Source organism: Dactylosporangium sp. NPDC051541 (assembly GCF_044454505.1).
GTDB lineage: Bacteria > Actinomycetota > Actinomycetes > Mycobacteriales > Micromonosporaceae > Dactylosporangium.
On record NZ_JBITDU010000003.1, the window covers coordinates 82,361 to 106,199 of the forward strand.

A 23,839-nucleotide genomic window follows, 5' to 3' on the forward strand; every position below is an offset into this window, starting at 1 on the left:
CCTCCACAAGGGACCTGGGCGACGTCAAAGCCCAGGTCCCGCCGTGGGGGTCGGGGTTTGGGCGGGGTGGGGTTGGGGGCGTAGGACGGGGGCCAGGGCGAATATCGCGGTGGGTAGGACCGCTAGGAGGAGTAGGGCCGGGGCCAGGCCGGTCCGGTCGGCCAGGGCACCGATCAGCGGGGGGCCGACCAGGATCGAGCCGTAGCCTATGGCGGTGACCGCGGCTATCGCCTCGGCCGGGTTCGGGGTTTCGGCGGCGGCGCTCACCGCGGCTGGGAATACCAGGCAGATGCCGACGGCCCACAGGAGGGAACCCGTGTACGTCAGCGCCGGCCAGGGGGACAGGACCGTGGTTGTCACGCCGGCCAAGCCCAGGACGGCGGCGCCTCGGACCGCTGTCGCCCGGCCCAGGTAGGCCACCGCTGTGCTGCCCAGGAAGCGGCCGGCCGTCATGGCTGTCGCGAAGACCGTGTAGGCCAGCGCGGCGGCGGACTGGGAGAAGTCGCGGGCCGTGTTCAGGTACAGCGCCAGCCAGTCGCCGGCGGCGCCCTCGGCGACCGTGGCGCAGAATGTGATGAGGCCGATCGTCAGGATCGCTCGTGTCGGGCGCCGGCTCGGGGCCGAGGTGGTCTGCGGGACGCCTGGTGTCGTGCGTTCGTCCAAGTAGGACAGTAGGCCGGTCCAGGCCGCGGTCAGGGAGACCAGCGCGGCTATCGCCAAGTGGGGGGCCACCGCCGTGCCGAATCTGGCGGCGGCGGCGCCCGCCGCGGTGCCGGCTATCGAGCCCAGGCTCCAGCAGGCGTGGTACCTCGGCATCCACTCGCGGGCGGCCTGGCGGTCCACGTAGGCGCCCTGCACGTTCATGGCCACATCCCACGAGCCGTAGGACAGGCCCAGCACGAACAACGCGGCCGACAGCGTCCACACACTCGTGGCCAGGCCGCAGGCGGTCAGGGCGGCGGCGGAGACCAGCGCGGTGGCGGCCACCCACGTGCGGCTGCCCAGGCGACGGCAGGCGTAGCCGGTCACCGGCATCGAGATCAGGGAGCCTATGCCCAGGGCCAGGAGGGCCCGGCCCAGCTCGCCGGTGGTGAGCTCCAAGGTCTCGACCACCGCTGGGATTCTCGAGATCCAGGCGCCCACCACGGCGCCGCTCGCGGTGAACACCACGGCCGTGCCCAGCGCGGCCCGGTGCACGGGGGAGCGGGTCAGTATTCGTCGGGGCGGCGGAAGATGACGGTCTGGTCGCTGCCCGCCGGGCCGTTGGGCTGGATCACCTGCGTCGGGCCGCTCGGTTGGGGGCCACCCGGAGAGCCGCCGAAGTCCTGGTTGCCGGGGGCGCCGCTGAAGTTGGGGTTGATCATCTGGGTGGCGGCGGCCGGGTTGCCGTAGGTCGTCGGCTGCGGGTTGCCGTACATGGTCGGCGCGGACGGCGGGGGGTTGTACGCCGGGAAGCCGCCGGCCGGAGCGGGGACGATCGGGTGCATGCCCGTGTCCGGCTCGTTGCGGTCCTTGCGGCGGAAGTAGAAGAGGCTGCCGATCAGGCCGAGCGCGCCGACGATCGCGACGATGCCGACCCACACGCCCATGCTCAGCCCGCTGCTGCCGCTGGTCCGGCTGGTCGCGGGCTCGGAGGTCGGCTGGAGGTTGACGCCCCCGTCGGCCGCCGGCGGGGCGAACGCGGCGCTGCCGTCGATCGACGGCGCGTCGGAGGCGGACAGCGACGAGGTCTTCGTCGGCTTGGCCGACTTCGTGGCCGACGGGCTCGGGCCGCCGGTCGAGCGCACCGCGAAGTTCTCGGTGTTGCCGCCCTGCACGCCGATCCGGCCGGCCGCCTGGCCGGCGGTCTTGATGGTCATGACGATCGCACCGCTCGCCGTCTTGCCCGGCTCGAGCGGGCCGCTGCCCCGGCAGGTGGCCGCGCGGCCGCCCCCGCCGATGGTGCAGCCGGGGTTGTCGCCGGCCTCCATGACCACGTTGCCCGGGGCCTGGACGCCGACGACGATGTTGGCCGGCTGCTTCGCATTGTTCTTCACGCTGAAGCGCAGCTGGACCTTGTCGCCGGCCTTGCCCTGGACGTTGTTGTCGGCCTTGAGCTCCAGCGGGTCGGCGGCCCATGCGGGCGTGGCCGGCACCGCGAGCAGGCCGACGCCGAGAGCCGCGACGACAGCTGCCGCCGCGCTCCAGCGCTTGAACCTCCGCACGTCACTCATAGCTTTGGCGGACACTAGCAGCATTCACGAACGATCGCCGCCCGCCGGACGGCCGGACGAATCCCGCATAGGCCTTTGAAACAGGCGAAATAGCCACCAGAGCGACGGTGTCAGAATGACGGCACCCGCCAGGACGGCCCAGAGGGTGGCGCGCATCACGGCCGGGGTCGCCGCCGTGCCCGCGACGGTCGTCGCCGGTGGCAGCAGATAGGGGTACTGCGCCGCCGCCCACCCCCACAGCACGGCCGCGACGGCCAGGCCGGCGGTGACCCGCACGGCGACGTAGCGGCCCGCCGCCAGCAGGCCGATCGAGGCCAGCCCGGACAGCGCCGAGACCACGACCAGCGCCGCCGGCACCGGCCGCGTGAGGCGCTCGGCGAGCCATCCGGCGTCCAGCTCCACGGTGACCAGGCCCACCGCGGCCAGCACCCCGGCTCCGGCTCCGGCCCACAGTGCTCGGCGACGCACATGCGGTACCAGATCGGGCTCATGGTTCTTGGCGTCCTGACACAGGAAGACCGCGGCGAGATATGCGCACACGGTGACTGCGAGCGCACCCGTGGCGACCGAGGTCGGGTTCCACCACGCCGTGAGCAGATCGCCGCGGCCGGCGGTCCACGGCGGCACCCGCCCGGACGCGACGCCGCCCGCGACCGCGCCGAAGAAGAACGGCGTGACGACCGACGAGAACGCGAACAACGCCCCGAAGATCCGCTGGCGGCCGAGGGTGTCGCTGGTCTTGCGGAAGGCGAAGCCGGCGCCGCGGCCGATGATGCCCAGCGCGGCGCACGTGAGCGGGATGTACATCGTCGCGGCCACGCCCGCGAACACGGCCGGGAAACCGGTCCAGAGCAGCACCACGGCGAAGATCAGCCAGACGTGGTTGGCCTCCCACACCGGGCCGATCGCGTGCTCGATGAGTTTGCGTTGGGGCATGCCCGCGCGGGCGCGGCCGGCGAAGAGGTCCCAGAACCCGGCGCCGAAGTCGGCCCCGCCGAAGAGGGCGTAGGCGGTGACGGCGGCGAAGAGCACGCCGAGGAGCGCGTCGGCGGCCGTCATCACGGCACCGGGAACGTGTCGACGTCGGCCTCCTGCGGCGCGGTCGGCACCGGCCGGTCCCTGGCCAGGCGGCGCAGGACGTACACGGTGGCGACGGTCAGCAGGCAGTACACCAGGAGGAGCACGTAAAGACCGGTCCGCAGGCCGGGCGCGGTGTTCACGGCGTCGTGCGTGCGCAGGACCCCGTAGACGACCCACGGCTGGCGGCCGGTCTCGGTCGTGGTCCAGCCGGCCTCGAGGGCCAGGACGGCGGCGGGGCCGCACAGCGCGGCCGCGCGCAGGAACCACGTGTTGGTCAGCCAGCCCCGCTTGCGCCACCAGATGAAGCCGAACAGCGCGGCGACGCCGAGCATGGCGAAGCCGGCCCCGACCATGAGCTGGAACGACACGTGGACGACGTTGACCGGCGGGCGCTGGTCGGGCGGGACGGTGTCGAGGCCGCGGATCTCGGCGTCGGGGTCCCAGTGGGCCAGCAGGGACAGGCCGTTGGGGATCTCGATGGCGTAGCGCAGCTCCCCGTCGACCGCGACCCCGCCGAGGTGCAGCGGCGCGCCGCGCTCGGTCGCGTAGAGGCCCTCCATCGCGGCCAGCTTGACCGGCTGGTAGTCGGCGACGAAGTGCGCGGCCCAGTCACCCACGCCGACCTGGACCGGGGCCATGACCGCGGCCACCGTGAACGGCACCAGGAAGCCGAGCCGGTGGTACTTGTCCACGCGCCCGCGCAGCATGCCGACCGCGTAGACGGAGGCCATGCAGAACCCGGTCACCATGAACGCGGCCACGAGCATGTGCACCGACTGCGGCCCGGTCGCGCGGTTGAACATCGCGCCGAGCGGGTCGACCCCGGTGATCTTGCCGTCGACGAGGTCGAAGCCCTTGGGCTGGTTCATCCAGGCGTTCGCGCTGACCACGCAGAACGTGCCGACGACGCCGGCGATGAGGATCGGCACCGCCGACCAGAGGTGGACCCGGGGGGAGAGCCGGTCCCAGCCGTAGAGGTAGATGCCGAGGAAGATGGCCTCGACGAAGAACGCGAAGCCCTCGAGGGTGAACGGAAGGCCGATGACCTGGCCGTAGGTGCCCATCAGGCCGGGCCAGAGCAGGCCCATCTCGAAGCTGAGGATGGTGCCGGAGACGGCTCCGACGGCGAAGAGGACGCCCATGGCCCGGGCCCAGCGCCGGGCGAGGATCTTGTACTCGACCAGGCCGGTGCGGTATCCCCGCCACTCCATGAACAGGGTGATCGCGGGCATGGCGACGCCGAAGCTCGCGATGATGATGTGCCAGCCCAGGGACAGGGCCATCTGGGTGCGGGCGGCGGCGAAGTCGCCGGGTGTGGCCGCCTCCGCGAGGAAAGTCAACGGTTCCACCAGCCCGTTCTATCCCCGGCCGGATCGTCCATGCCCGTCGGTGCGCGCGAAAGCGGCGTTGCCCACGTTCGGTCGGTTTTCACGGTTTCTACGCGTAGCATGGCTACACGTACCATGCCTACATTTCCGGCGCCGCGCTGAACTGGGCGAGCGCCAGCAGGGCGAGCAATACTGCAAATCCGACATATACGAAACGTCGGCGGCGGATGTTCTCGTACGCGTGCCACCAGGCGATCGCGGCCTCCGACGCCGGGCCGGCGATGAAGGTGCGGGGCCTCTTGGGCGTGATCAGCGGGGCCAGCCGGACCGCGGTGGACACGTACCGCTGCACGGCGCGCCGCTGCCCGTAGCCCTCCGGCGTGACCGTGATCTGCCGCTCGTCCTCGAGGTGCTCGGCGTCCTCGGCCGCGTAATAGCGCTCCGACCGGCGGTGGAACGTGCGGTCCAGGTAGTCTTCGGCCGCGCCGGCCTGCCCCAGCCGGGTCCGCTGCAGCTCCAGCCAGGGCCAGCGGGTGGCGACGTCGGTGAGCACGTCGACGTAAAGGTAGTCGGCGTCCTCGTCGCCGCCGACGACCCGCGACGAGTCCCGCCGCAGCGGCTCCAGGTGACGGCCGACGAACGCAACGTAGCCCGGCGGCGGCTCCGATGTCATCCGCATCACACCCACGCGCATGGGGTTCATCGTCGCCCTGTCGGCTTGTTTTGGAAATACGGTTGTGTTGCGCCCGGGTGCGATGATCGGCCCCGTGGGCTCCGCGTTACCCGTCGGCCGGGAGGTCCTCATCCCCGGCGAGCTGTCGGTCGCCATCGACGAGGGTGGCATCCGCACGGCCTCCGGCATGCTGCCCGCGTTGCTGTACACGACCGACGGCCTGGAGCGGCACGGCCAGCGCGAGATGGTCTTCGCGGTCGCCCGCACCGGCGCGCCCGCGCCCGGCTTCCCGCTCACCATGGCCCGCACGGTGCACCGCTTCGCCGCCGAGGGCCGCCTGGTCGACGCGGGCGACGTCAGCGTCTTCGGCCGCCCCGGCGTGGACATCGACGAGCGCGTCACCGGCTTCGTCTACGCCGACCCGCCGGCCGCCCTGCCGTCCACTGTGGAGCTCGCGCGGCCCCCGCTGATCGCGCTGCCGCTGCTGGCCGGGGAGACCGCGGTGGTGCAGCGCTTCGGCCACGCGCGCGTCCTGGCGCTGCTCGGCGCGCAGGAGCGGTACTACCCGCACCCGTGGTGGTTCCGCCCCGGCCGGGTGCCGGTGCTGGACGACGCCGAGTTCCGGGCGTCGACGATGCTGTCCCGGGCGCCCGCGTACAACCTGCCGTTCCTGCACGTCGTGCACGACGGCGAGCGGCTGGAGCTCTCCGTCGCGCCCGACGAGCTGCCGGCGCTGCGCGAGGCCATGCGGGAGGCGCCCGAGGTCTGCGCCTACCTGCCGGGCCTGGCCGGCACGCCCAAGACGTACGTGTGGTCGCCGGGGCAGTCGGGGCCGGCCGCGATCGTGGCGCCCGGCGGCGAACGGGCGACCCGGCTCGCCTGCAACTTCCTGCTGATCGTGCGGGGCGACGGGCAGCCGACCGCCCGTCAGGTCGAAGACGGTTTCGCGGTACTGCTGACCGGCGCCATGCACGCCCGTCTCCTGCAGGCGGTGGAGGCCGGCCGCCCCGTGGAGATCGGGTTGCCGGAGGGCGCGGTCCGCTCGCTCGCGTTCCGGGTGGGCGCGGAGGCGTCCTCACTCGACGACGTCAACGCCTTGCCGCCGACGATGCTGTCCGGGGTACCGGCGGCCACGACCATGGCCGCGTCGTCCGCCGCGCCCGCGCCCGCCTCGCCGCCCCACGGGCGGATCGTGCTGCTGACTTCGGAGGAGCAGCTGCGGCAGGCCACCACCCCGGCTGAGCTCAGCGACTTCCTGGACCGGGCCCGGCGCGTCGTGGAAGGGCTGTTCGCCGGTGTCCGGCACCACACCGAGGAGCTGATGGTCGAGTTTCGGCTGGCCCCCAACCGGCCGGTCAAGGTCCGCATCATGGCCCGGCCGGTCGCGCCGCCGCGGGAGCTGCTGGTCGTGCTGGAGCGGCAGCTGCAGGCGCTGCCCCCGCCGGCGATCCACTACACCGAGGTGGCGTTCCAGCTGCACCTGCCGATCGGGCCGGCTTGACGCCACCGGTGCTCACGCGGCGCGGCAATGCCGGCGGCGTCAGCGACGGGCGGCCCGCAGAGCCCACCACACGAGCGGCACCTGGAGCGGCAGGCGGGCCCACGCGACCGCGCGGCGCGCGGGCGCGGCGTTTCGCCAGTCGATCGCCATCCGCACGTTGGCCGGGAACACGGCGACGAAGAATCCGGCCGCGGCGAGGGCGGCCGCGCGCCGGGTCCGCGGGTGGACCAGCCCGGCAGCCAGCCCGAGCTCACAAGCCCCGCTGACGTACGTGTACGCGCGGGCGCGGCCGGGCAGCGACCGGGGCACGATCGCGTCGAACGGCCGCGGCCGCGCGAAGTGCGCGACACCGGCCGCCCCCAGAAGGGCGGCCAGCGTGAGCGCCGACCGAGCGGTCACAACCGCACGATCATCTTGCCGAGGTTGGCCCCCTTGAGCATGCCCAGGAAGGCGTCCACGGCGTTGTCGATGCCGTCGGCGAACGTCTCCGCCACCTGGATCTTGTCCTCGCGGAGCCACTGCGCCATCTCTTCCATGAAGGCCTCCTTGCGCGACCAGTGGTCGAGCACGAGGAAGCCCTGCATGGTCAGCCGCTTGCTGATCAGCAGGCTCAGGTTGCGGATCCCCTTGGCGTCGGGGGTGTTGTACTGCGAGATCGCCCCGCAGATCGCGATGCGCCCGTGCAGGTTCATCCGGAACAGCGCCTCTTCCAGCTGCTCCCCGCCGACGTTGTCGAAGTAGACGTCGATGCCGTCGGGGGCGAGGCGCTTGAGGTTGCCGCGGATGTCACCGTCGCGGTAGTTGAAGGCGGCGTCGAAGCCGAGCTCCGAGGTCAGGTAGTCCACTTTGGACGCCGACCCGGCCGAGCCGATCACCAGCCGGGCCCCGCGCAGGCGGGCGATCTGCCCGACGAGCGAGCCGACCGCGCCGGCCGCGCCGGAGACGAACACGGTCTCTTCCGGCTTCATGCGCGCGACGTCGAGGAGGCCCGCGTAGGCGGTGAGGCCCGGCATCCCGAGCACTCCGAGGTAGGCGGAGGCCGGCGCGGCCGCGGTGTCGACGACCCGGACGTGGGAGGCGGCCAGCAGCGCGTACTCCCGCCACCCGAGCCCGTGCAGCACGCTGTCGCCGACCTTGACCGACGGGTCTTCGGAGGCGACGACGGTCCCGACCGCGCCGCCGTCGAGCGGCGCCCCGAGCTGGAACGGCGCCACGTACGACTTGACGTCGTTCATCCGCCCGCGCATGGCCGGGTCGACGGACATCACCTCGTTGCGCACGAGGACCTGCCCGGCCGCCGGGACCGGCACCTCCTCGGTGCGCAGCTCGAAGTCGGAGGCCGAGGGGAACCCGTTGGGCCGCGCGGCCAGGTGCCAGACCCGGTTCACGCGGCGACCTCGATGTGGACCGCGATGTTGCCGCGGGTCGCGTTGGAGTAGGGGCAGACCTGGTGGGCCGTGTCCGCGAGCTGCTGGGCGGCGTCGGCGTCGGCGGCCGGGAGGCTCACCGTGAGCCAGACCTCGAGGCCGAACCCGCCGGCCCCGTTCGGCCCGATGCCGACGCGGGCCTGGACCTCGGAGCCCTCGACCAGGGGCAGCGTGTTCTGCCGGCGGGCCACGCTGCGCAGGGCGCTGTGGAAGCAGGCCGCGTAGCCGGCCGCGAAGAGCTGCTCGGGGTTGGTCGCCGCGCCGGCGCCGCCCATCTCCTTGGGGGTGCGGACGTCGAAGTCGAGGATCCCGTCGGAGCTGGTGACGTGGCCGTTGCGGCCGTCGCCGGTGGCGTTGACCTCAGCCGTGTACAGCACCTGCATCGATTTCTCCCTGTCGCTGGAGTGCGGCGGTGAGCCGCACGAGGGTGTCGCGGAGCTCCTCGAGCTCGCTGATGTCCAGCCCGCCGTCGCAGAGCAGGCGCGCGGGCACGTCGGAGGCGGGGCCGCGCAGTGCCTCGCCCTGGGTGGTGAGGCGCACGGTGACCGAGCGCTCGTCGTCGGTGCGTCGCTCCCGCGCGACGAGCCCGGTCGCCTCGAGGCGCTTCAGCAGCGGCGAGAGCGTGCTGGAGTCCAGCCGCAGCGCCGCGCCGAGGTCCTTCACGGTCCGTTCGTCGCGCTCCCAGAGGGCGAGTAGCACAAGGTACTGCGGGTAGGTCAGCCCGAGCTCGTCGAGCAGCGGCCGGTAGCGCGCGGTCACCGTGCGGGTGGCGGTGTACAGCGCGAAACAAACCTGCCGGTCGAGTGGGAGCACATCCACCCGTGAAGCATATCGCACGATTAGATCGCGCACGACATAAAAAAACTGCGATACAAACAACAGATGCCGCGTCGGTACTCCCTGTGGTCCTCAGCCGCCGCCCCCCTCCTGCTCATCGGCGGCTGGACCTGGGCGGCCGCCGTGCAGCGGGACGGTTTCGACTCTCGGCACGAGACCATCAGCGCCCTGGCCGCGGACAACGCCGACCACCGCTGGATCATGACCCTCGCGCTGCTGGGCGTGGGCCTCTGCCACCTCGTCACCGCGCGCGGCCTGCGCCCGATCGCCCTCCCGGCCCGAGTCATGCTCGGCGTGGGCGGCGCCGCGACGCTCCTGGTCGCCGCCTTCCCGCTGCCCGCCTCCGGCACCTCGGGCCCTCATCAGGCCGCGGCCACGATCGCCTTCGCCGGCCTGGCCCTGTGGCCGGCGCTCTGGCGCCAGGCCGGCGCCGGCCCGGTCCGGCCACCCGCGACCGTGATGGTCCCGGCCGCGCTGGTCCTGGCCGCCCTCGTCCTGCTCTTCACCCTGGCCCTGGGCACCGGCACCCTGATCGGCCTGGCGGAGCGCCTGGCCGCGGGCGCCCAGGCGGTCTGGCCCCTGGCAACCGTCCTCCTGCTACGCCGCCACCCGCGATGAGCCGCCGACCGAATTACTTGGTTACCGGAATTAGCGCGTGATGAGGGCGGCGGCCTTTTCGGCGATCATATAGACGGGGGCCATCGTGTGGCCGCGGTTGATGCGGGGCATGACCGAGGCGTCCACGACGCGCAAGCCGGTCACGCCGCGGACGTTGAGCTCCGGGTCGACGACGGATGACGGGTCGTCGCCCATGCGGCAGGTGCCGACCGGGTGGTACAGGGTTTCGGAGTGCTGGCGGATCGAGTCGGCCAGGGCGGCGTCGTCCGCGGGGCCGGAATACGGGGCCATCGGCTCGCCCACGTACGGCTTCATCGCCGTCGTCGACGCCAGCTGTTCGGCCTGGCGCAGGCCCCACATCAGGGTCTCGAGGTCACGGGGGTCGGTCAGGTAGCCGGGTTCGATCGTCGGGGGCTCGGACGGGTTGGCGCTGGCCGGCGTGACGGTGCCGCGGCTCTCGGGCTGCAGGAGGACGGCGCCGATGGTCAGGCCGTGGCCGGGCGGGTCGACCTGGCCGTGTTCGATGAACGGGACCGGGGCGAAGATCAGCTCGATGTCGGGGGCGCCGCCGTCGCGGGAGACGAAGGCCACGGCCTCGGCCACGTTGGACGACAGCATGCCGGTGCGGGCCAGCAGGTAGCGGGCCACGTTGCCGAGCGACTCGGCGGCGACCATCGTGATCGGCTGGGGGCAGGTGACGACGACGCCGGCGCTGAGGTGGTCCTGCAGGCCGGAGCCGACGCTGGGGAGCTCCACGACGGGCGCTATGCCGGCGGCGCGGAGGCGGTCGGGGTCGCCGATGCCGGAGAGCTGCAGGATGTGGGGGGAGCCGATCGCGCCCGCGCACAGGAGTACTTCGCGCTGGGCGGTCAGCTCTCTGACGGTACCGTCGGATGCTCGGTAGGTAACGCCCGTGACCCGTTTCGTCGCGCCGGGGCCGGACAGGCGCAGGCGGTCGACGGTGGCGCCGGTGACGACCGTCAGGTTGGCGCGGCGCAGGGCCGGGCGCAGGTAGGCGTCGGCCGCGCTGTGCCGCACCCCGCGCCGCTGCGTGACCGGGGTGGGGGAGCAGCCGCTGTTGTCGGGGCCGTTGAGGTCGCTCGTCGCGCGGATGCCCGCCTCCGCGCACGCGGCCAGGAACGCGGCCGTGATCGGTGAGGGGCTGCGCAGCTGCTCGATGCGCAGCGGGCCGCCCGGGTGCGTGATCCGCTCGAAGTAGGGCTGGACGTCGGCGTAGGACCAGCCGGGGACGCCCCAGCCGTCGTAGTCGGCCGCGCAGCCGCGGATCCACATCTGCGCGTTGATCGACGTGGAGCCGCCGAGGGTCTTGCCGCGCGGCCAGAACAGCTCCCGGCCGGCCAGCTGGGGCTGCGGCGCGGTCCGGAAGTTCCAGTCGTAGGCGGTGGTGAACAGCTTGCTGAACGCGGCCGGGATGCGGATCTCCCGGGCCCGGTCCGGCCCGCCGGCCTCCAGCAGCACCACCCGGTTGCCCGGGGCCGCGGACAGGCGGTTGGCCAGCACGCATCCGGCCGGACCGGCTCCGACGATGACGTAGTCCGCGCTGTCGGGCGCGATGGTTGCAGCAGGCATGGCGGCGCCTCCTCGCTGCCGACCATACGCCGTCAGCAGTGCCCGTCAATGCCCTGATGTTTTTCCGGGTTCGACACCATGAAGATGCCCGCGATCCGGCCGTCGATCAAGGCGATGCTGAGGGTGTACCGCACCCGCCCGTCGATCAGCAGCGCCGGCTGCCCGTTGATGTCCGCCGGCGTGTCGGTGAGCGGCCGCCCGGCGATCGCGGCGAAGAACCGGATCGTCCTGTCCCGCCCCAGGATCGGCTTGCGGGCCGCGCGGGCGCGCCCGCCGCCGTCGCTCCACACCACGACGTCCTCGTGCAGGAGCCGCTCGAGCTGCCGGAGGTCGCCGCGCCGCGCCGCCGCCAGGAACCCGTCGAGGACCCGGGCCAGCTCCCCCGGGTCGGTGCTGAACCGCGCCTTGCCCGCGAGCGCCGCGACCGCGCGGTGATACAGCTGCCGGCAGTCCTCGGTTGACCGCTCCAGAATCTGCCCGATTTCCGGGTACGGCACCGCGAACGCGGTCTTCAGCACGTACACGGCCCGCTGGGGCGGCGTCAGGCGCTCCATGAGGTGCAGCACCGCGATCGAGAGGTCGGAGGTGTCGACCGCCCCGAACGGCGACGGTTCCGTGGACACGGGCTCCGGTAGCCACGTCCCGACGTACGACTCCCGCCGCATCTGTTGTTTGTGCAAGCTGTCGAGCGCGAGCCGGGTCACGATGCGCGTGAGATAGCGCCGCGGCTCCGCGACGTCCCCCCGGTCGCCGGCACTCCACCGCAGGTAGGCCTCCTGCAGCACGTCCTCGGCGTCGTGGACGCTCCCGAGCATTCGGTACGCCAGCCCGAACAGCATCGGCCGCGACTCTTCAAATGCGCTCACAACCTGCACGATGGCTCCGACACTCCGGACGTGACAATCCCGGCTGTGGCCTTGACCACGCCGTTGTCTAGGGTCAGCGACATGACCACGACCTGGCGCCACCTCCCGCCCGCCGCCCGCGCGATCGCCGTCGCCGCCGTGGACGCCGTGGAGGCCGCCCGGTCGCAGGACGCCGCGGCATACGAGGACGCGGCCGAGCGCCTGGCCGCCCTGGACCCGGTCCAGACGGGCCGAGTCCTGGGCGCCGTGGTCCGCACCCTCCTGGAGGACCGCCACCCCGACGGCCTGGACGGCGACGACATCCGCGCCGCCCTCGAACACGCCGTCCGCACGGCCGCCACCTGGCGCGACGTGGACCCGCAGGTGATGGTCGTCCTGCTGGTGGGCGCCCTGGGCATCCACGAGACCGACGAGGACGCCCCGATCCCGCCGCGCGCCCTGGCCGAGCACGCCCCGCTGCTCATCGCCGACCTCCTGGCCACCCGCGACTTCGCCGCCCTGCTGGCGAAGGCCTTCACCGAGATCGAACGAGCCGAGATCAACGACTGACGGCCCGCCGGCGGGCCGGCTACCCGAGCAGATGGACGGCCTCGGCCGGCGGCCTGCCCCGCAAGGCGTCCAGGCGGAGCCGGGCCCGCGCCGCGAGCTCCAGGGGCCGGAGGCCCTCCTTCGCCGCCGCATCGACGATCCGGTCCACCCCCGCCGAGACGAGCGGAGCCGCCCGGGACAGCGTCGACCGGAGCGCGACCCCGTCGGTGCCCCCGGCGTGAGCCAGAGCATTGCGCTGGCGGTACAGCGCAATGAACGTGCGCTGCAGGCATCGCGTCACGCCCACCACGAAGTTGTGCGGATCTTGAACCAGGTTGCCAACCCTGGACAACGCGTTGCGATCCTCGTGCCGCGTCAGCACGAGCGGCGACCCGGCGGCGACGGCCGCGATGGTGAGGCGTGCCCGCTCCTTGTTCTTGCCGGCGGCACGAATGTCGGCCGCGAGCTGGTCGGTGCCGCTTCGCTCATGTGCCCAAGCGATGCTCGTCATCTCCGCGCGCACCAGAGCACACCCGACGATGAGCGCGATCCGCTCGGCCGCGATGTGTTTGCCCTGATCGCCGGGGCCGAGCAGGAGTCCTTCGATGGCCGCCCAGGCCCCGGTGATCGCCGAGGGCGCGGGGCCTCGCTGCAGCGGTGCCATCAGCTCCAGGGCCGCATCGATCTCTGGGGAGATGCTGTGGCTCCAGAGCATCTCCTGCCGTTCGATCGAAAGCACTTCGACCCGCCGCACGCTGCCGTGCATCGGCTCCGGATCGCGCACACCCTTGAGCCATATCTCCGGGCCGACCACCAGCTGCCTTCCGGGAGTGAAGCTGAACCGGTCGACGAGGGCGGAGACGCGATCACGGACGACGTCGGCGGCCGCATAGATGTCCTGCGCGGCCACTCTGAACAGCAGTGCGCCGTATTGCCGTGCGGGAACGGCATCCGGGATGTTCGTCGCACGCCATTGACGTGCCTGCGCGCCGGTCAGCCAGCCGTCAGGGGTCGGCCGAGGCAGCTCCGTCCCGGCGGCGAGCGGCACCAGAACCTCGATGTCGGAGGCAGGCTTCGAGACGCGTGCCGCGAGCAGGTCCACAAGGTCGCTCAACGTGTAGGCGGTTGCGTTGTGTTTGGCGTGATACGTCAGCCAGCGGTGCACGAACTTCTCGCTGCAGCCTTCATCCAGAAGATGTGCTACCAGGAGGCGAGCGGCCTGCTCGGCCGATACGGCGGGCGGCGAACTTCCCGGGCGCAGACAGTCGGCCCAGTTGGCGAGGTAGCCCGCGGCCAGACCGGCCGTATATTGCTCGAGTAGTGCCCAGCCATGACCGGGCTTGACGATCGAGGATGACTTCGACGGCAGCAGATCGCGCACAGTTGAGCGCTGGACCGCCGGGCCGCAACCAGGGTCGCGCATAGCGCGTTCGCGAAGCTGGACGAGCAACGTGTCGCGGGCGTGCTCACCCGCTGCTTTCGAGGAATCGCTGACCTCCAGCAACTCCCGCGCCAGCAGGACCGTTCCCGGCTGCCAGAGCCGCCGCCACCACGGGGTGGCGGGATGGCACATCTCGAGCATGCGCTGCACGACGTGTTGATCGAACCCCCCGGCCACAACCACGCGTGTTATCCTAGCCACATACACGGGAGTCCAGACGGCTGGCCAGTCCAGTCCCTCTGGCTCCCGCTTCCATGTGGCCGACCGTCTCGCGGCTCACCCCGCGGCCAGCGTGACGTCAGCGGAAGCCGTTGCGGAAGCGGCGGAAGAAGCCGCCCTCTTGCGGCAGGGGGGCGGCGGCCGGTGGGGCCGTCGCGCGTTGCCGGGCTATCGGGCGGTCGTAGTCGGTCCTGGCGATCGCGTCCACGACCTGGGCCTCCGTGAAGTGCTCGGAGCCCTCGATCATCGGGACGAAGCCGACCAGGATGCCGTCGCGCATGACCTGGGCTTCCAGGCCCGCGGTGCCGTCGGTGTCCCAGATGGCCAGGCGGCCGTCGAAGAGCTGGACTCGCACCCCGAACTGCGACAGGCCGGCTTTCGCCATCTCCAGATGCGCCGGCACGCCGCGTTGGCGGAGCGCGTCGACGACCCTGCGCGCCTCGAACTCATCCATCCCGGAACATTAGCTCCCAATGCTGTGAGCTGGCTGAACGCGGGGCGCGAGGATCGTCGAACGACGGTAGTCGATACTTACTTGGACGGCTGCGGGAGCTCGCAGTTGATCTTCGGGTTGACCCCGAGGTAGTTCAGCGGGCCCGCGATGATGGTGACCGCGATGGTGCCGGCCTTCGCACAGTTTGCTTCGTCGCTGTCGAAGTAGCCACGCTGGCCGGCCGCGATGATGCCGATGATCAGCCAGATGACGATGATGATGCCGCCGATCGAGGAACCCCGGCCCACAGCTGCCTCCTAGTCAATGAGATCGACGGATTGATACCCCCGGGGACGGTCGCGGCAAACTTCGCGCGTGACCTGGCTCTCTGGACAGTGACGGCGACGGCTTCTACGAGCAGCTGTACGACCCGGCCACCGGCGAGGTCACCGACCTGACCGACGCCGCCGCCGCCGACCCGGACTACGCGAGCGAGCCGGACTACAACGGCGAGGGCGGCAACCTGGACGGCGACGTGGCGAGCGGCGTCGAGCCCACCGGCGGCTACTACGACGCCGCCGCGGTCTCCGACATGATGGCGATGCAGCACGAGACCTCGATGGCCATCATCAACAACATCCAGGAGTTCCTGACACTCGGTGTCAGGAATTGCGGCCAGGATGAGGCTCATGACTGGATTCGCGAGCCTCATCATGGTCAACATCGACTGCGCCGAGCCGCCGGTGCTGGCCACCTTCTACAGCGAGATCCTGGGCTGGGACGTGACGCACAGCCAGGACGAGTACGCCATGATCGGCGACGGCACCACCTCGATCGGCTTCGGGCAGCTCCCCGGCTACGCGGCCCCGACCTGGCCCGAGGGCCCCACGCCGAAGCAGTTCCACCTCGACTTCTACGTCGACGACCTGGCCGACGCCGAGGAGCGCGCGCTCAAGCTCGGCGCGACGAAGCCGGAGTTCCAGCCGGGCGCGGACCGCTACACGGTGCTGCTGGACCCCGCCGGCCACCCGTTCTGCGCCTGCTTGCGCGCGTAGCGCTTGGCCCTGCCGGCCACTCGTGCTGCGCCTGCTTGCGCGCGTAGCGCTTGGCCCTGCCGGCCACCCGTTCTGCGGGCGCTGGCGCGTTTTGCCCGCGTGAAACCGACATATCGCCCGACGACGGATAAATCCGATAAGTCGCGGCGCGAAGCGCCCGACTTATCGGGGACCGGCAAGACGAGCGCCCGTGGGTTACTTGGTGAGGGAGGAGCCCGAGACGGACGGTGGCTTGGCGCCCAGGAAGAAGATGCCCGGGAAGCCGTCCGTCTCGAAGCCCGCGCTCGGGTTCTTGCGCAGCGTCGAGCTCTCGATGGACATGGTGCCGGTGCGGTCGTTGCTGACGAAGAAGACCGCGCCGCCGCCCTCGTTGGCCTTGTTCTGCTCGACGAGGGTGCCGGCCAGTTTGACGGTGAAGTTGTCGCCGTCGCAGTAGATCGCGCCGCCGCTGCCGCCGCCCGGTGTCCCCGCGCGGGCCGGGTTGGCGCCCTTGCCGACGGCCGAGTTGTAGGAGAACACGCTGTTGAGCACCACCCACGACACCTGGATGCTGGACAGCGCCCCGCCGTTGGCGCAGACCCCGCCCTGGCCGGACGCCCCGCCGAAGGTGCTCCCGACGATGTAGACGGGCTTGTTCTGGTACTGGCTCAGGACCCGCACCGCCGCGCCGCCCAGGTCGGGTCCGTTGTCGTCGCAGCGGTTGCGGACGAACTTGGCGTTGACGGCCTTGAAGCGGCCGCCGCGCACGAAGATCGCGCCTCCGCCTCCGCCCTCGGTCTTGTCGCCGGTCGAGTTGCCGTCGGCGAGGACGATGTTCTGCACGGTCAGGGCCGGGGTCGCCTGGTCCTGGCAGTGGTCGGTGGTCCACTCCAGGGCCTTGTCGCACGTGTTCTGGTACAGGATGCGCCGCTTGCCCTCACCGCTCAGCGTGACCTTGCCGCCGCCGTCGATGACAACCTTGGGTGAGCGGTTGCGGATCTTGGCGGTCTCCTTGACCACGATCGTCAGCGGGCTGGGGCCGCAGTTGAACGTGATCGTCCCGCCTTGGGACACGGCCGCGACGAAGCGCTCCGACGTGCAGCTGGCCGGGGTGCCGTCGCCGATGACCCAGGTCGGCGAGGCGACGCTCTCGGCCTTCGCCTCGGCCGGGATCGCGGCGTGCCCGTCCGGATTGCCAAAAGCGAAAGACTGAGCAGCTTGGCCGGTACTGGATGCTCCCGGTGCCGCCCCCACGCCCCCGGTGCCGCCCGGGTCCTCCGACCCCGACGCCGACGGCAGGTCGGAAGCGACCGGCAGGTGGTCCCCGGGATCGGCCGGCAGCGCCTCGCCCTCGCCGCAACCGGCGAGCCCGAGCACCGCCACCAGCAGAATCGCCCCGAACCGCTTTCGCATTCGGCGATGGTAGCCCGCCCCGCAAGGGGCCCCGGCCGCGGCGCGAGGGCCTCAACGGCGGCGCGAGGGTCTCAGCGCCGGCGTCTGACCTCGCGCTCCCAGTCCACGGCCGCCGCTTCCAGGGCCTCGGTGGTCAGGTCCAGCGTCACCGGGTAGTCGAACGTCACCGCCTGTTCACTGCCCAGCCAGCCGGGCGCGGTCGCGCGGGAGAAGCCGACGATGAGGCGGGGCTCACCGGGTTCGTGCTCGTCGATCGTGAACGACAGGTCCGCGAACGACAGCCGCTCCTGCAGCTCGATGCGCCCCTTGGCCGCCTTGAGCAGCCAGTCCCCGAGCCGCTTGGCCTCCTCCGCGGTCAACGCCGGCGCCCGGAACCGCCAGGCCCGCCCGTCGAGCGCGTCGACGGCCCCCTCGACGATCAGCGGCTGGTCGGCCGCCTTGATCGCTCGTAGCTCGACGTAGGCCCCGGTGCGCGTTTGCAGTCTCACGCGCCCAGCATCGCAAACCCGGGGTCGGGCCACACCAGGCGAAAGGCCGGATACGGTACCCCCCATGAGACCGCAGTTGGCCGAGCAGCTGGACATGCGGCCGCACCCCGAGGGCGGCTGGTATCGCGAGACCTGGCGCTCCCCGCACACCTTCGACCCGCCCGGCTACGACGGTCCGCGCAGCGCCGCCACCGCGATCTACTTCCTGCTCCACCCGGGCGAGGCGTCGGCCTGGCACCTGGTCCGCTCCGACGAGCTCTGGTTCTGGCACTCCGGCGGCCCGCTGACGCTGCGCCTCGGCGGCTCCGGCGACCGCCCGGGCCCCGACCCCACCGAGGTCGTCCTCGGCGCCGACGTCGCCGGGGGTCAGCACCCGCAGGTCCTGATCCCCGGCGGCGTCTGGCAGGCCGCCGCCCCCGCCGCCGACCAGCCCGTCCTGGTCAGCTGCGTGGTCGCCCCGGGCTTCGACTTCCAGGATTTCCGTCTGGAGAACTAGTCAGTTCAAGACCCGACGGGCGAAGCGGAACGCGTAGATCGGCGAGATCTTCACCCCGCCCCGCTCGGTGGAAGCGTGGACGATGCGCCCGCCGCCGATGTAGATGCCCACGTGCCCTGAGGACGGGAAGACCAGGTCACCGGGCTGCAGCTCGCCCCGCGACACCGGGCGGCCCATGCCGGCCAGCCCGCCCGTGGAGCGCGGCAGCGAGATCCCCAGGCGGCGAAAGGCGGCGAAGACCAGGCCCGAGCAGTCGTACACGTTGGGCCCGGTCGAGCCGAAGGAGTACCCCTTGCCGACCTGCGCCATCGCGAACCCGACGACACCGTTCGAGTCGCCGGAGTAGCCGGCGCCGACCGGAGCGGGGCTCGCCGCGCGCGGACGGGCCGGTTTGCGGGTCGGCGGCCGGCCCGACTGCGGCCGGACGCCGCGTTGCGTCCGCGTCGACGAGCGCGAGGCCCGGGTGCGGTCGCGGGTGGCCCGGGTCGACTCGGCCCGGGCGGCCGGCGGCGCGGGCGCGGCGGCCGGTGGCGGGGCGGCGACCGGCGGTGGCGGGGCCGGCGGCTGTGGGATGCCCCGGGTGACGCCCCGCAGTTCCAGGAGGCGGTCCGGGATGGCGTCGGCCGCGGTTGTTGTGGTGTTGGTCACCACGGCGGGCGGGGCGGCGTGGGTGGTGTTGCCGCTCATGAAGGCACCGGCGAGGACGGTGCAGGCGATGGTGCAGACGGTCGTGGCCGCGGAGAGGTTGCGGCGTATGTCATTGCTGGACAGATGTGGCTCCCCGTTCGGCCCGGGGCACACGTGCGCTCTTTCCGCATTGCAATCCCGGTGCGGCGAAGGGCAATGCACCCGTCGCCGCACCGGTTCGGAAAAACCCGGGCAATGATCACCTTGCCGAGAGCCAAACTAGAACCGCTCGCTGCGATATGTCGGGCATTTGCCGAAAAATACCCACATCGGCGCAGGTTCATCGGTCCGGAAAGCGTCCGTCAATCACCGGGTTCCGAGATGTCCGCGACCGTCGCCCGCAGGACCTCGATGACCGAATCGGCCTGCACGGCCAGGGCCACGCCGTGACGGCCGCCGCCCAGGCTGATCTCGCGGCCGCGGATGCGTTCGTCGGCGATCACCGGCCACGCCGTGGTACTCCCGAACGGCGTGATCGTGCCCCGTTCATAGCCGGTCGCCGCCTTGGCCGTCGCCGCGTCCGGCATCGACATGCGGGCCACGCCGAGCAGGGCCCGCAGCTTCGGCCAGGAGATGACCCGGCCGCCCGGGACCAGGACGAAGCGGTAGTCCCCGGCAGCGACGCGGACCACGATGGTCTTGACGATGTCGGCGATCTCGACGCCGCGGACCGCGGCCGCCTCGGCCAGGCTGCTCACGGGGCCGTGCTCGACGACGCGATACTCGATGCCGCTGGCCGCCACCGCCTCCACCGCGGGACTCGTCATCACGGCACCAGCGGGCGGACGCGTTCACTGACGAACCGTACAAACCCCTCTGGATCCGGATCGTCGGGCGTGGGCTGCAGGATCACGCGGTCGGCGCCGGCCTCCGCCCACTCGTGCACCCGCGCGGCGACGGCGTGCTCGTCACCGCCGGCCATCACGTCGGCCTCCGCGGTGTAGCCCCAGCGGGTCCGCTCGGCCTCCAGCCGCGCGGACGCGTCCGGCCCGGTCGCGCAGTGCAGGTACACGACGAGTTCGTGCGCGCCGGTGCGGCCCGCGGCCGTCCGGCCCTCGTCGATCAGCGCACGCGCACGCCGTACCCCCGCCACATCAGTGCCGGCGGTGAGCAACGTGCCGTCGGCCACCTCGCCCGACAGGCGGATGCTCTTCGGGCCCATCGCCCCGACCAGGATCGGCGCGGGCGCGGGCGGCGGCCAGTCCAGGGCCACCCCGTCGAGGCGGACGTAGCGGCCCTCGGTGGAGACCCGCTCACCGGCCAGCAGTGCGCGCAGGGCCAGGGTGTACTCCCGCAGCAGCGTCAGCGGCGACTCCACCCGCGCGCCGACCTGCCCCATCCAGTCCTGCACCCCGTGCCCGACGGTGATCACCGGGCGGCCCGGGAACATCCGGAACAGCGTCGCCGTCTCCATCGCGGCCACCGCGACGTTGCGCAGCGGGACCGGCAGTAGCCCGACCCCGACCCTGAGCGACCCGCCGCCGGCCGACTGCGTCTCCGCCGACGAGGCCTGTGTCGCCTGACTGTCGCTCCAGGCCAGGGCCGCGGCCGCGGTGGTGAGGCCGCCCTCCAGGAAGCAGTCCTCCCACAGCCACAGCTCCTCCAGGCCGGCCGCGTCGGCGGCGGTCACGACGGCCCGCAGCCGCTCCGGCGGCAGCTGCGGCAGAAACACGGCACCCAAGCTCGTCATGTGGATCAGTCTTCCATCCGACTCGAGGTGACCGTGGCACGGAATGGAACGCCGCTCGGGCATGACGCAAACACACGCCGTCGTCCTCGGCGGCAGCATGGCGGGCCTGCTCACCGCGCGGGTGCTGACCGAGCACTTCGAGCGGGTGACGATCGTCGAGCGGGATGACGTGGCCGGCGGCTGGAGCGGCGACCCGGACGCGGACCCACGCGAACGGGAGGTGCGCCGAGGGGTGCCGCAGGGCCGGCACGCGCACGGCCTGCTCGCCGCCGGCCTCAACGTCATCGAGGGCCTGTTCCCGGGCGCCACCCACGAGATGGCCGCGGCCGGGATGCCGACCGGGGACGTCCTCGGCAACGTGCGGTTCTGCGCCAACGGATACCGGTTGAAGCAGGCCGCGACGGGCATGGAGGCGGTGTCGTTCAGCCGGCCGTACCTGGAGACGTGGGTCCGGTCCAAGGTGTTCGCGCTCCCGGGCGTGACGGTGCGCGGCGGGCACGACATCGTCGGGATCGAGCCGGACGCCGCGCGGGCGCGGGTGATCGGGGCCCGCATCCAGTCCGCCGACGGCCCGCCCGAGACGCTCACCGCCGACCTCGTCGTCGACGCCACCGGGAAGGGCTCCCGCGCGCCCCGCTGGCTGGCCGAGCTGGGCTTCGAGCGGCCCCGGGAGGAGCGGCTGCAGGTCGACCTGGCGTACGTCTCCCGCCCCTACCGCGTCGACCCGGCCCTCCTCGACGGCGACATCGCGATCATCGTCGGGCCGTCGGCCGCGGCCCCGCGCGGGGGCGCCATCATGCTGCAGGAGGGCGGCCGCGCGGTCATCACGCTGTTCGGGATCCTCGGCGACCACGCGCCGCTGGACGACGCGGGCTTCCGTGCGTACGCCAAGCGGCTGCCGCTGCCCTACGTGTCCGACATCATCGAGGCGTCCGAGCCGCTCGCCGCCGAGGCGGTCAAGTACCGCTTCCCGGGGAGCACGCGGCACCGGTACGACCGCCTCCGCCGTTTCCCGCAGGGCTTCGTGGTGCTCGGCGACGCCATGTGCTCGTTCAACCCGATGTACGGCCAGGGCATGTCCATCGCCGGCATCGAGGCCGTGACGCTCGGCACCCTGCTCGAGGACGGCGAGCTCGACGCGCTGCGGTTCTTCAGGAAGGTCAAGCCGATCATCGACATCCCGTGGCAGATCGCCACCGGCGGGGACGCGGCGCTCCCGGGCGTGGACGGGCCCAAGGACCTGGGCACCCGCATGGTCAACCGGTACCTCGACCGCCTCTACGCCACCGCGGCGCACGACGAGGTCGTCTCCCTCGCCTTCAGCCGGGTCACCAACCTGCTCGACCCGCCGACCGCCCTGCTGCGCCCGCGCATCGCCCGGCGGGTGTTGGGCAGGCGACGCTTGACGGCAGCTTAAAGCCCTGACGTGCGACGATCGGTGGGTGCCGTACCGCCGGATCGCCGACATCGACTTCGCCGCGCTCACCCGGGGGCCGTTCCACCCGTCCCCGGCCGACTGGGCCGACGAGGTGCTCTACTTCCTGCTCGTCGACCGCTTCTCCGACGGCGCCGAGCGCGGCTACCGCGACAGCGACGGCACCACCGTCATGACCGGCGCCACGCCGCCGCTGCGGGCGACCGACCACGGCAACGCGGTCCGGACCCGCGAGGACGCGGCGCGGTGGCGGGACGCCGGGGTCGGCTGGGCCGGCGGCACCCTGAAGGGCCTGCGGTCAAAGCTGGGCTATCTGCGCCGGCTGGGGGTGAGCGCGATCTGGGTCAGCCCCGTGCTCAAGCAGGTCGCGGGGCAGCCGTCCTATCACGGGTACGCCATCCAGGATTTTCTCAACATCGATCCGCACTTCGGCACCCCCGAGGATCTTCGCGCGCTGGTGGCGGACGCGCACGCGCAGGGCCTCCGCGTCATCCTGGACGTGGTGCTCAACCACGCCGGAGACGTCTTCGGCTATGAAGGCGACGCGCAGCCGGTCTGGACCGGACAGCGATTCCCGGTGCGTGGGTTCCGCGACGGCGATGGCCGCCCCGTCCTGCCGATCGGCCCGATCCCTCACCACTACCCCGATGGCGGCGTGTGGCCGGCCGAGCTGCAGAGCACCGCGACGTTCACCGGCAAGGGGCGCATCGTCGACTGGGACCGGTTCCCGGAGTACCTGGAGGGCGACTTCGAGGGGCTGAAGGACATCGCGCTCGGGTCCGGCCCCGCCGACGACTACCAGCCCTCGGCCGCGCTGCTGGCGTTGGTGCGGGCGTACCAGTACTGGATCGCGTATGCCGATCTTGACGGGTTCCGCGTCGACACGGTCAAGCACATGGACCCCGGTGCCGCGCGCTACTTCGCCTCCGCCATCCACGAGTTCGCGCAGTCGATCGGCAAGGAGCGCTTCTACCTCATCGCCGAGATCACCGGCGACCGCGCGTTCGCCTACAACACTCTCGACGCCGTCGGCATGGACGCCGCCCTCGGGCTGGCCGACGTCCAGGACCGCCTGGAGCGGGTGGTCAAGGGCGGCGCCGACCCGGCCGAATACTTCGCGCTGTTCCGCAACTCGCTGCAGGTCGGCCGGGACACACACGCCTGGTTCCGGGACAAGGTCGTGACCAGCTACGACGACCACGACCAGGTCCGCAAGGGAGCGTGGAAGGCCCGGTTCGCGGCCGACGGGTCCGGTGGCCGGCTGGCCTTGGTCGCGCTCGCCCTCAACGCCGCCACCCTGGGCATCCCGTGCATCTACTACGGCTCCGAGCAGGAGTTCGACGGCCAGGGCGGGCACGACCGCTACATCCGCGAGGCGATGTTCGGCGGCGAGTTCGGCCCGTTCCGCAGCCGTGGCGGCCACGCGTTCGACGAGGAGCACGAGATCTACCGCCAGCTCAAACAGCTCCTCGCGGTCCGCCGCCGGCTCCCGGCCCTGCGCCGCGGCCGGCAATACCTGCGCCCCGTCTCGGCCGACGGGGTCGTCTTCACCCCGCCCGCCCCGCGCGGCGTCCTGCCCTGGTCACGCATCTTCGCCGATCATGAGGTGTTGATAGCGGTCAATACGGACCCGGACCGCGGCCGGACCGTCTGGGTGACCGTCGACAACGACCTGCACGCCGAGGGCGCCCTGCTGACCTGCCGTTACTCCAGCGATCCGGCCTTCGCCGGCGGCCGTGTCTCGGTCTCCGCCCGCAACGGCAAGGCCGTCCAGCTGACCGTCCCACCGGCCGGGATCGTCATCTACGAATAGCTGTTGGTGAACAGTCGGAGACGGTAATA

General features: G+C 72.0%; 26 protein-coding genes. 7 read left to right on the top strand and 19 right to left on the bottom strand.

What is annotated here, in order from left to right; all coding sequences use genetic code 11:
* Window positions 1-24: 24 nt before the first annotated feature.
* From ACIA8L_RS14485 to ACIA8L_RS14505, 5 genes are all read right to left on the bottom strand, one after another.
* On the bottom strand, window positions 25-1,197 hold the full coding sequence (locus ACIA8L_RS14485; protein WP_395904379.1) for an MFS transporter: 1,173 nt from the start codon (window positions 1,195-1,197) through the stop codon (window positions 25-27).
* An 11-nt stretch (window positions 1,198-1,208) separates the two neighbouring features.
* The gene (locus ACIA8L_RS14490; RefSeq protein WP_395904381.1) at window positions 1,209-2,213 is read right to left on the bottom strand and encodes a hypothetical protein; all 1,005 of its coding nucleotides are present in this window, start codon (window positions 2,211-2,213) and stop codon (window positions 1,209-1,211) included.
* A gap of 24 nt (window positions 2,214-2,237) precedes the next feature.
* Entirely contained in the window at window positions 2,238-3,272 is a 1,035-nt protein-coding gene (locus ACIA8L_RS14495) for a cytochrome d ubiquinol oxidase subunit II (protein ID WP_395904382.1), read from the bottom strand.
* The gene (locus tag ACIA8L_RS14500; protein ID WP_395904384.1) at window positions 3,272-4,642 is read right to left on the bottom strand and encodes a cytochrome ubiquinol oxidase subunit I; all 1,371 of its coding nucleotides are present in this window, start codon (window positions 4,640-4,642) and stop codon (window positions 3,272-3,274) included. The genes ACIA8L_RS14495 and ACIA8L_RS14500 overlap by 1 nt, the downstream gene beginning before the upstream one ends.
* A 118-nt stretch (window positions 4,643-4,760) precedes the next feature.
* Window positions 4,761-5,315: a hypothetical protein gene (locus tag ACIA8L_RS14505; protein WP_395904385.1), complete on the bottom strand. Its 555-nt coding sequence runs from the start codon at window positions 5,313-5,315 to the stop codon at window positions 4,761-4,763.
* A 73-nt stretch (window positions 5,316-5,388) separates the two neighbouring features.
* Here ACIA8L_RS14505 and ACIA8L_RS14510 point away from each other — a divergent pair, with 73 nt between their 5' ends.
* Window positions 5,389-6,795 carry a hypothetical protein gene (locus ACIA8L_RS14510; protein ID WP_395904387.1) on the top strand — a complete coding sequence of 469 codons (1,407 nt, stop codon included), beginning with the start codon at window positions 5,389-5,391 and terminating at the stop codon, window positions 6,793-6,795.
* Window positions 6,796-6,834: 39 nt separating this feature from the next.
* Here ACIA8L_RS14510 and ACIA8L_RS14515 read toward each other — a convergent pair whose 3' ends face one another.
* Genes ACIA8L_RS14515 through ACIA8L_RS14530 form a run of 4 tightly spaced genes read right to left on the bottom strand, consistent with a single transcriptional unit; the run spans window position 6,835 to window position 9,041 of the window.
* The gene (locus ACIA8L_RS14515; protein WP_395904389.1) at window positions 6,835-7,194 is read right to left on the bottom strand and encodes a hypothetical protein; all 360 of its coding nucleotides are present in this window, start codon (window positions 7,192-7,194) and stop codon (window positions 6,835-6,837) included.
* A complete protein-coding gene (locus tag ACIA8L_RS14520) occupies window positions 7,191-8,183 on the bottom strand; it encodes an NADP-dependent oxidoreductase (RefSeq protein WP_395904391.1) in 993 nt (330 codons plus the stop codon). The genes ACIA8L_RS14515 and ACIA8L_RS14520 overlap by 4 nt, the downstream gene beginning before the upstream one ends.
* Window positions 8,180-8,605, bottom strand: a complete 426-nt coding sequence (locus tag ACIA8L_RS14525; RefSeq protein WP_395904393.1) for an organic hydroperoxide resistance protein — start codon at window positions 8,603-8,605, stop codon at window positions 8,180-8,182. The genes ACIA8L_RS14520 and ACIA8L_RS14525 overlap by 4 nt, the downstream gene beginning before the upstream one ends.
* The gene (locus ACIA8L_RS14530; RefSeq protein WP_395904397.1) at window positions 8,583-9,041 is read right to left on the bottom strand and encodes a MarR family winged helix-turn-helix transcriptional regulator; all 459 of its coding nucleotides are present in this window, start codon (window positions 9,039-9,041) and stop codon (window positions 8,583-8,585) included. The genes ACIA8L_RS14525 and ACIA8L_RS14530 overlap by 23 nt, the downstream gene beginning before the upstream one ends.
* 63 nt (window positions 9,042-9,104) lie before the next feature.
* On the opposite strand from ACIA8L_RS14530, the gene ACIA8L_RS14535 reads away from it, so the two are divergent.
* Window positions 9,105-9,677 (top strand): DUF998 domain-containing protein, encoded by a 573-nt coding sequence (locus ACIA8L_RS14535; RefSeq protein ID WP_395904399.1) that lies wholly within the window; start codon window positions 9,105-9,107, stop codon window positions 9,675-9,677.
* Window positions 9,678-9,707: 30 nt separating this feature from the next.
* On the opposite strand, the gene ACIA8L_RS14540 is transcribed toward ACIA8L_RS14535, so the two are convergent.
* The gene (locus ACIA8L_RS14540) at window positions 9,708-11,267 is read right to left on the bottom strand and encodes a GMC family oxidoreductase (RefSeq protein ID WP_395904401.1); all 1,560 of its coding nucleotides are present in this window, start codon (window positions 11,265-11,267) and stop codon (window positions 9,708-9,710) included.
* Window positions 11,268-11,299: 32 nt separating this feature from the next.
* Window positions 11,300-12,133 carry an RNA polymerase sigma factor SigJ gene (sigJ, locus tag ACIA8L_RS14545; RefSeq protein WP_395904403.1) on the bottom strand — a complete coding sequence of 278 codons (834 nt, stop codon included), beginning with the start codon at window positions 12,131-12,133 and terminating at the stop codon, window positions 11,300-11,302.
* A gap of 81 nt (window positions 12,134-12,214) precedes the next feature.
* On the opposite strand from sigJ, the gene ACIA8L_RS14550 reads away from it, so the two are divergent.
* Window positions 12,215-12,682, top strand: coding sequence for a hypothetical protein (locus ACIA8L_RS14550; protein WP_395904405.1), 468 nt, complete (start codon window positions 12,215-12,217; stop codon window positions 12,680-12,682).
* A 19-nt stretch (window positions 12,683-12,701) separates the two neighbouring features.
* Here the strand turns inward: ACIA8L_RS14550 and ACIA8L_RS14555 are convergent, their stop codons facing one another.
* The 3 genes from ACIA8L_RS14555 to ACIA8L_RS14565 all read right to left on the bottom strand — a co-directional run bounded on the left by ACIA8L_RS14555 (window position 12,702) and on the right by ACIA8L_RS14565 (window position 15,062).
* Window positions 12,702-14,285: a hypothetical protein gene (locus ACIA8L_RS14555; protein ID WP_395904406.1), complete on the bottom strand. Its 1,584-nt coding sequence runs from the start codon at window positions 14,283-14,285 to the stop codon at window positions 12,702-12,704.
* Between the two features lie 115 nt (window positions 14,286-14,400).
* Window positions 14,401-14,775 (bottom strand): hypothetical protein, encoded by a 375-nt coding sequence (locus ACIA8L_RS14560; RefSeq protein WP_395904408.1) that lies wholly within the window; start codon window positions 14,773-14,775, stop codon window positions 14,401-14,403.
* 77 nt (window positions 14,776-14,852) lie between these two features.
* Window positions 14,853-15,062, bottom strand: a complete 210-nt coding sequence (locus ACIA8L_RS14565) for a hypothetical protein (protein WP_395904410.1) — start codon at window positions 15,060-15,062, stop codon at window positions 14,853-14,855.
* A gap of 381 nt (window positions 15,063-15,443) precedes the next feature.
* On the opposite strand from ACIA8L_RS14565, the gene ACIA8L_RS14570 reads away from it, so the two are divergent.
* Window positions 15,444-15,809, top strand: a complete 366-nt coding sequence (locus tag ACIA8L_RS14570; RefSeq protein ID WP_395904412.1) for a VOC family protein — start codon at window positions 15,444-15,446, stop codon at window positions 15,807-15,809.
* Between the two features lie 195 nt (window positions 15,810-16,004).
* Here ACIA8L_RS14570 and ACIA8L_RS14575 read toward each other — a convergent pair whose 3' ends face one another.
* Window positions 16,005-17,201, bottom strand: a complete 1,197-nt coding sequence (locus ACIA8L_RS14575; protein WP_395904414.1) for a hypothetical protein — start codon at window positions 17,199-17,201, stop codon at window positions 16,005-16,007.
* Window positions 17,202-17,272: 71 nt separating this feature from the next.
* Complete coding sequence (locus ACIA8L_RS14580) at window positions 17,273-17,689, bottom strand: hypothetical protein (RefSeq protein ID WP_395904415.1); 417 nt, start codon at window positions 17,687-17,689, stop codon at window positions 17,273-17,275.
* A gap of 64 nt (window positions 17,690-17,753) precedes the next feature.
* Between ACIA8L_RS14580 and ACIA8L_RS14585 the strand changes: the two genes are divergently transcribed.
* The gene (locus tag ACIA8L_RS14585) at window positions 17,754-18,185 is read left to right on the top strand and encodes a cupin domain-containing protein (RefSeq protein WP_395904417.1); all 432 of its coding nucleotides are present in this window, start codon (window positions 17,754-17,756) and stop codon (window positions 18,183-18,185) included.
* On the opposite strand, the gene ACIA8L_RS14590 is transcribed toward ACIA8L_RS14585, so the two are convergent.
* From ACIA8L_RS14590 to ACIA8L_RS14600, 3 genes are all read right to left on the bottom strand, one after another.
* A complete protein-coding gene (locus ACIA8L_RS14590) occupies window positions 18,186-18,986 on the bottom strand; it encodes a C40 family peptidase (protein ID WP_395904419.1) in 801 nt (266 codons plus the stop codon).
* 188 nt (window positions 18,987-19,174) lie between these two features.
* Window positions 19,175-19,639 carry an aminoacyl-tRNA deacylase gene (locus ACIA8L_RS14595; RefSeq protein ID WP_395904421.1) on the bottom strand — a complete coding sequence of 155 codons (465 nt, stop codon included), beginning with the start codon at window positions 19,637-19,639 and terminating at the stop codon, window positions 19,175-19,177.
* Complete coding sequence (locus ACIA8L_RS14600; protein ID WP_395904423.1) at window positions 19,639-20,562, bottom strand: LLM class flavin-dependent oxidoreductase; 924 nt, start codon at window positions 20,560-20,562, stop codon at window positions 19,639-19,641. Before ACIA8L_RS14600 ends, ACIA8L_RS14595 begins: the two co-directional genes overlap by 1 nt.
* A 61-nt stretch (window positions 20,563-20,623) precedes the next feature.
* On the opposite strand from ACIA8L_RS14600, the gene ACIA8L_RS14605 reads away from it, so the two are divergent.
* Together ACIA8L_RS14605 and ACIA8L_RS14610 are read left to right on the top strand one after the other, a co-directional pair.
* Window positions 20,624-21,979: an FAD-dependent oxidoreductase gene (locus ACIA8L_RS14605; RefSeq protein ID WP_395904424.1), complete on the top strand. Its 1,356-nt coding sequence runs from the start codon at window positions 20,624-20,626 to the stop codon at window positions 21,977-21,979.
* A 25-nt stretch (window positions 21,980-22,004) separates the two neighbouring features.
* The gene (locus ACIA8L_RS14610) at window positions 22,005-23,810 is read left to right on the top strand and encodes an alpha-amylase family glycosyl hydrolase (RefSeq protein WP_395904426.1); all 1,806 of its coding nucleotides are present in this window, start codon (window positions 22,005-22,007) and stop codon (window positions 23,808-23,810) included.
* The last annotated feature ends 29 nt before the right edge of the window (window positions 23,811-23,839 follow it).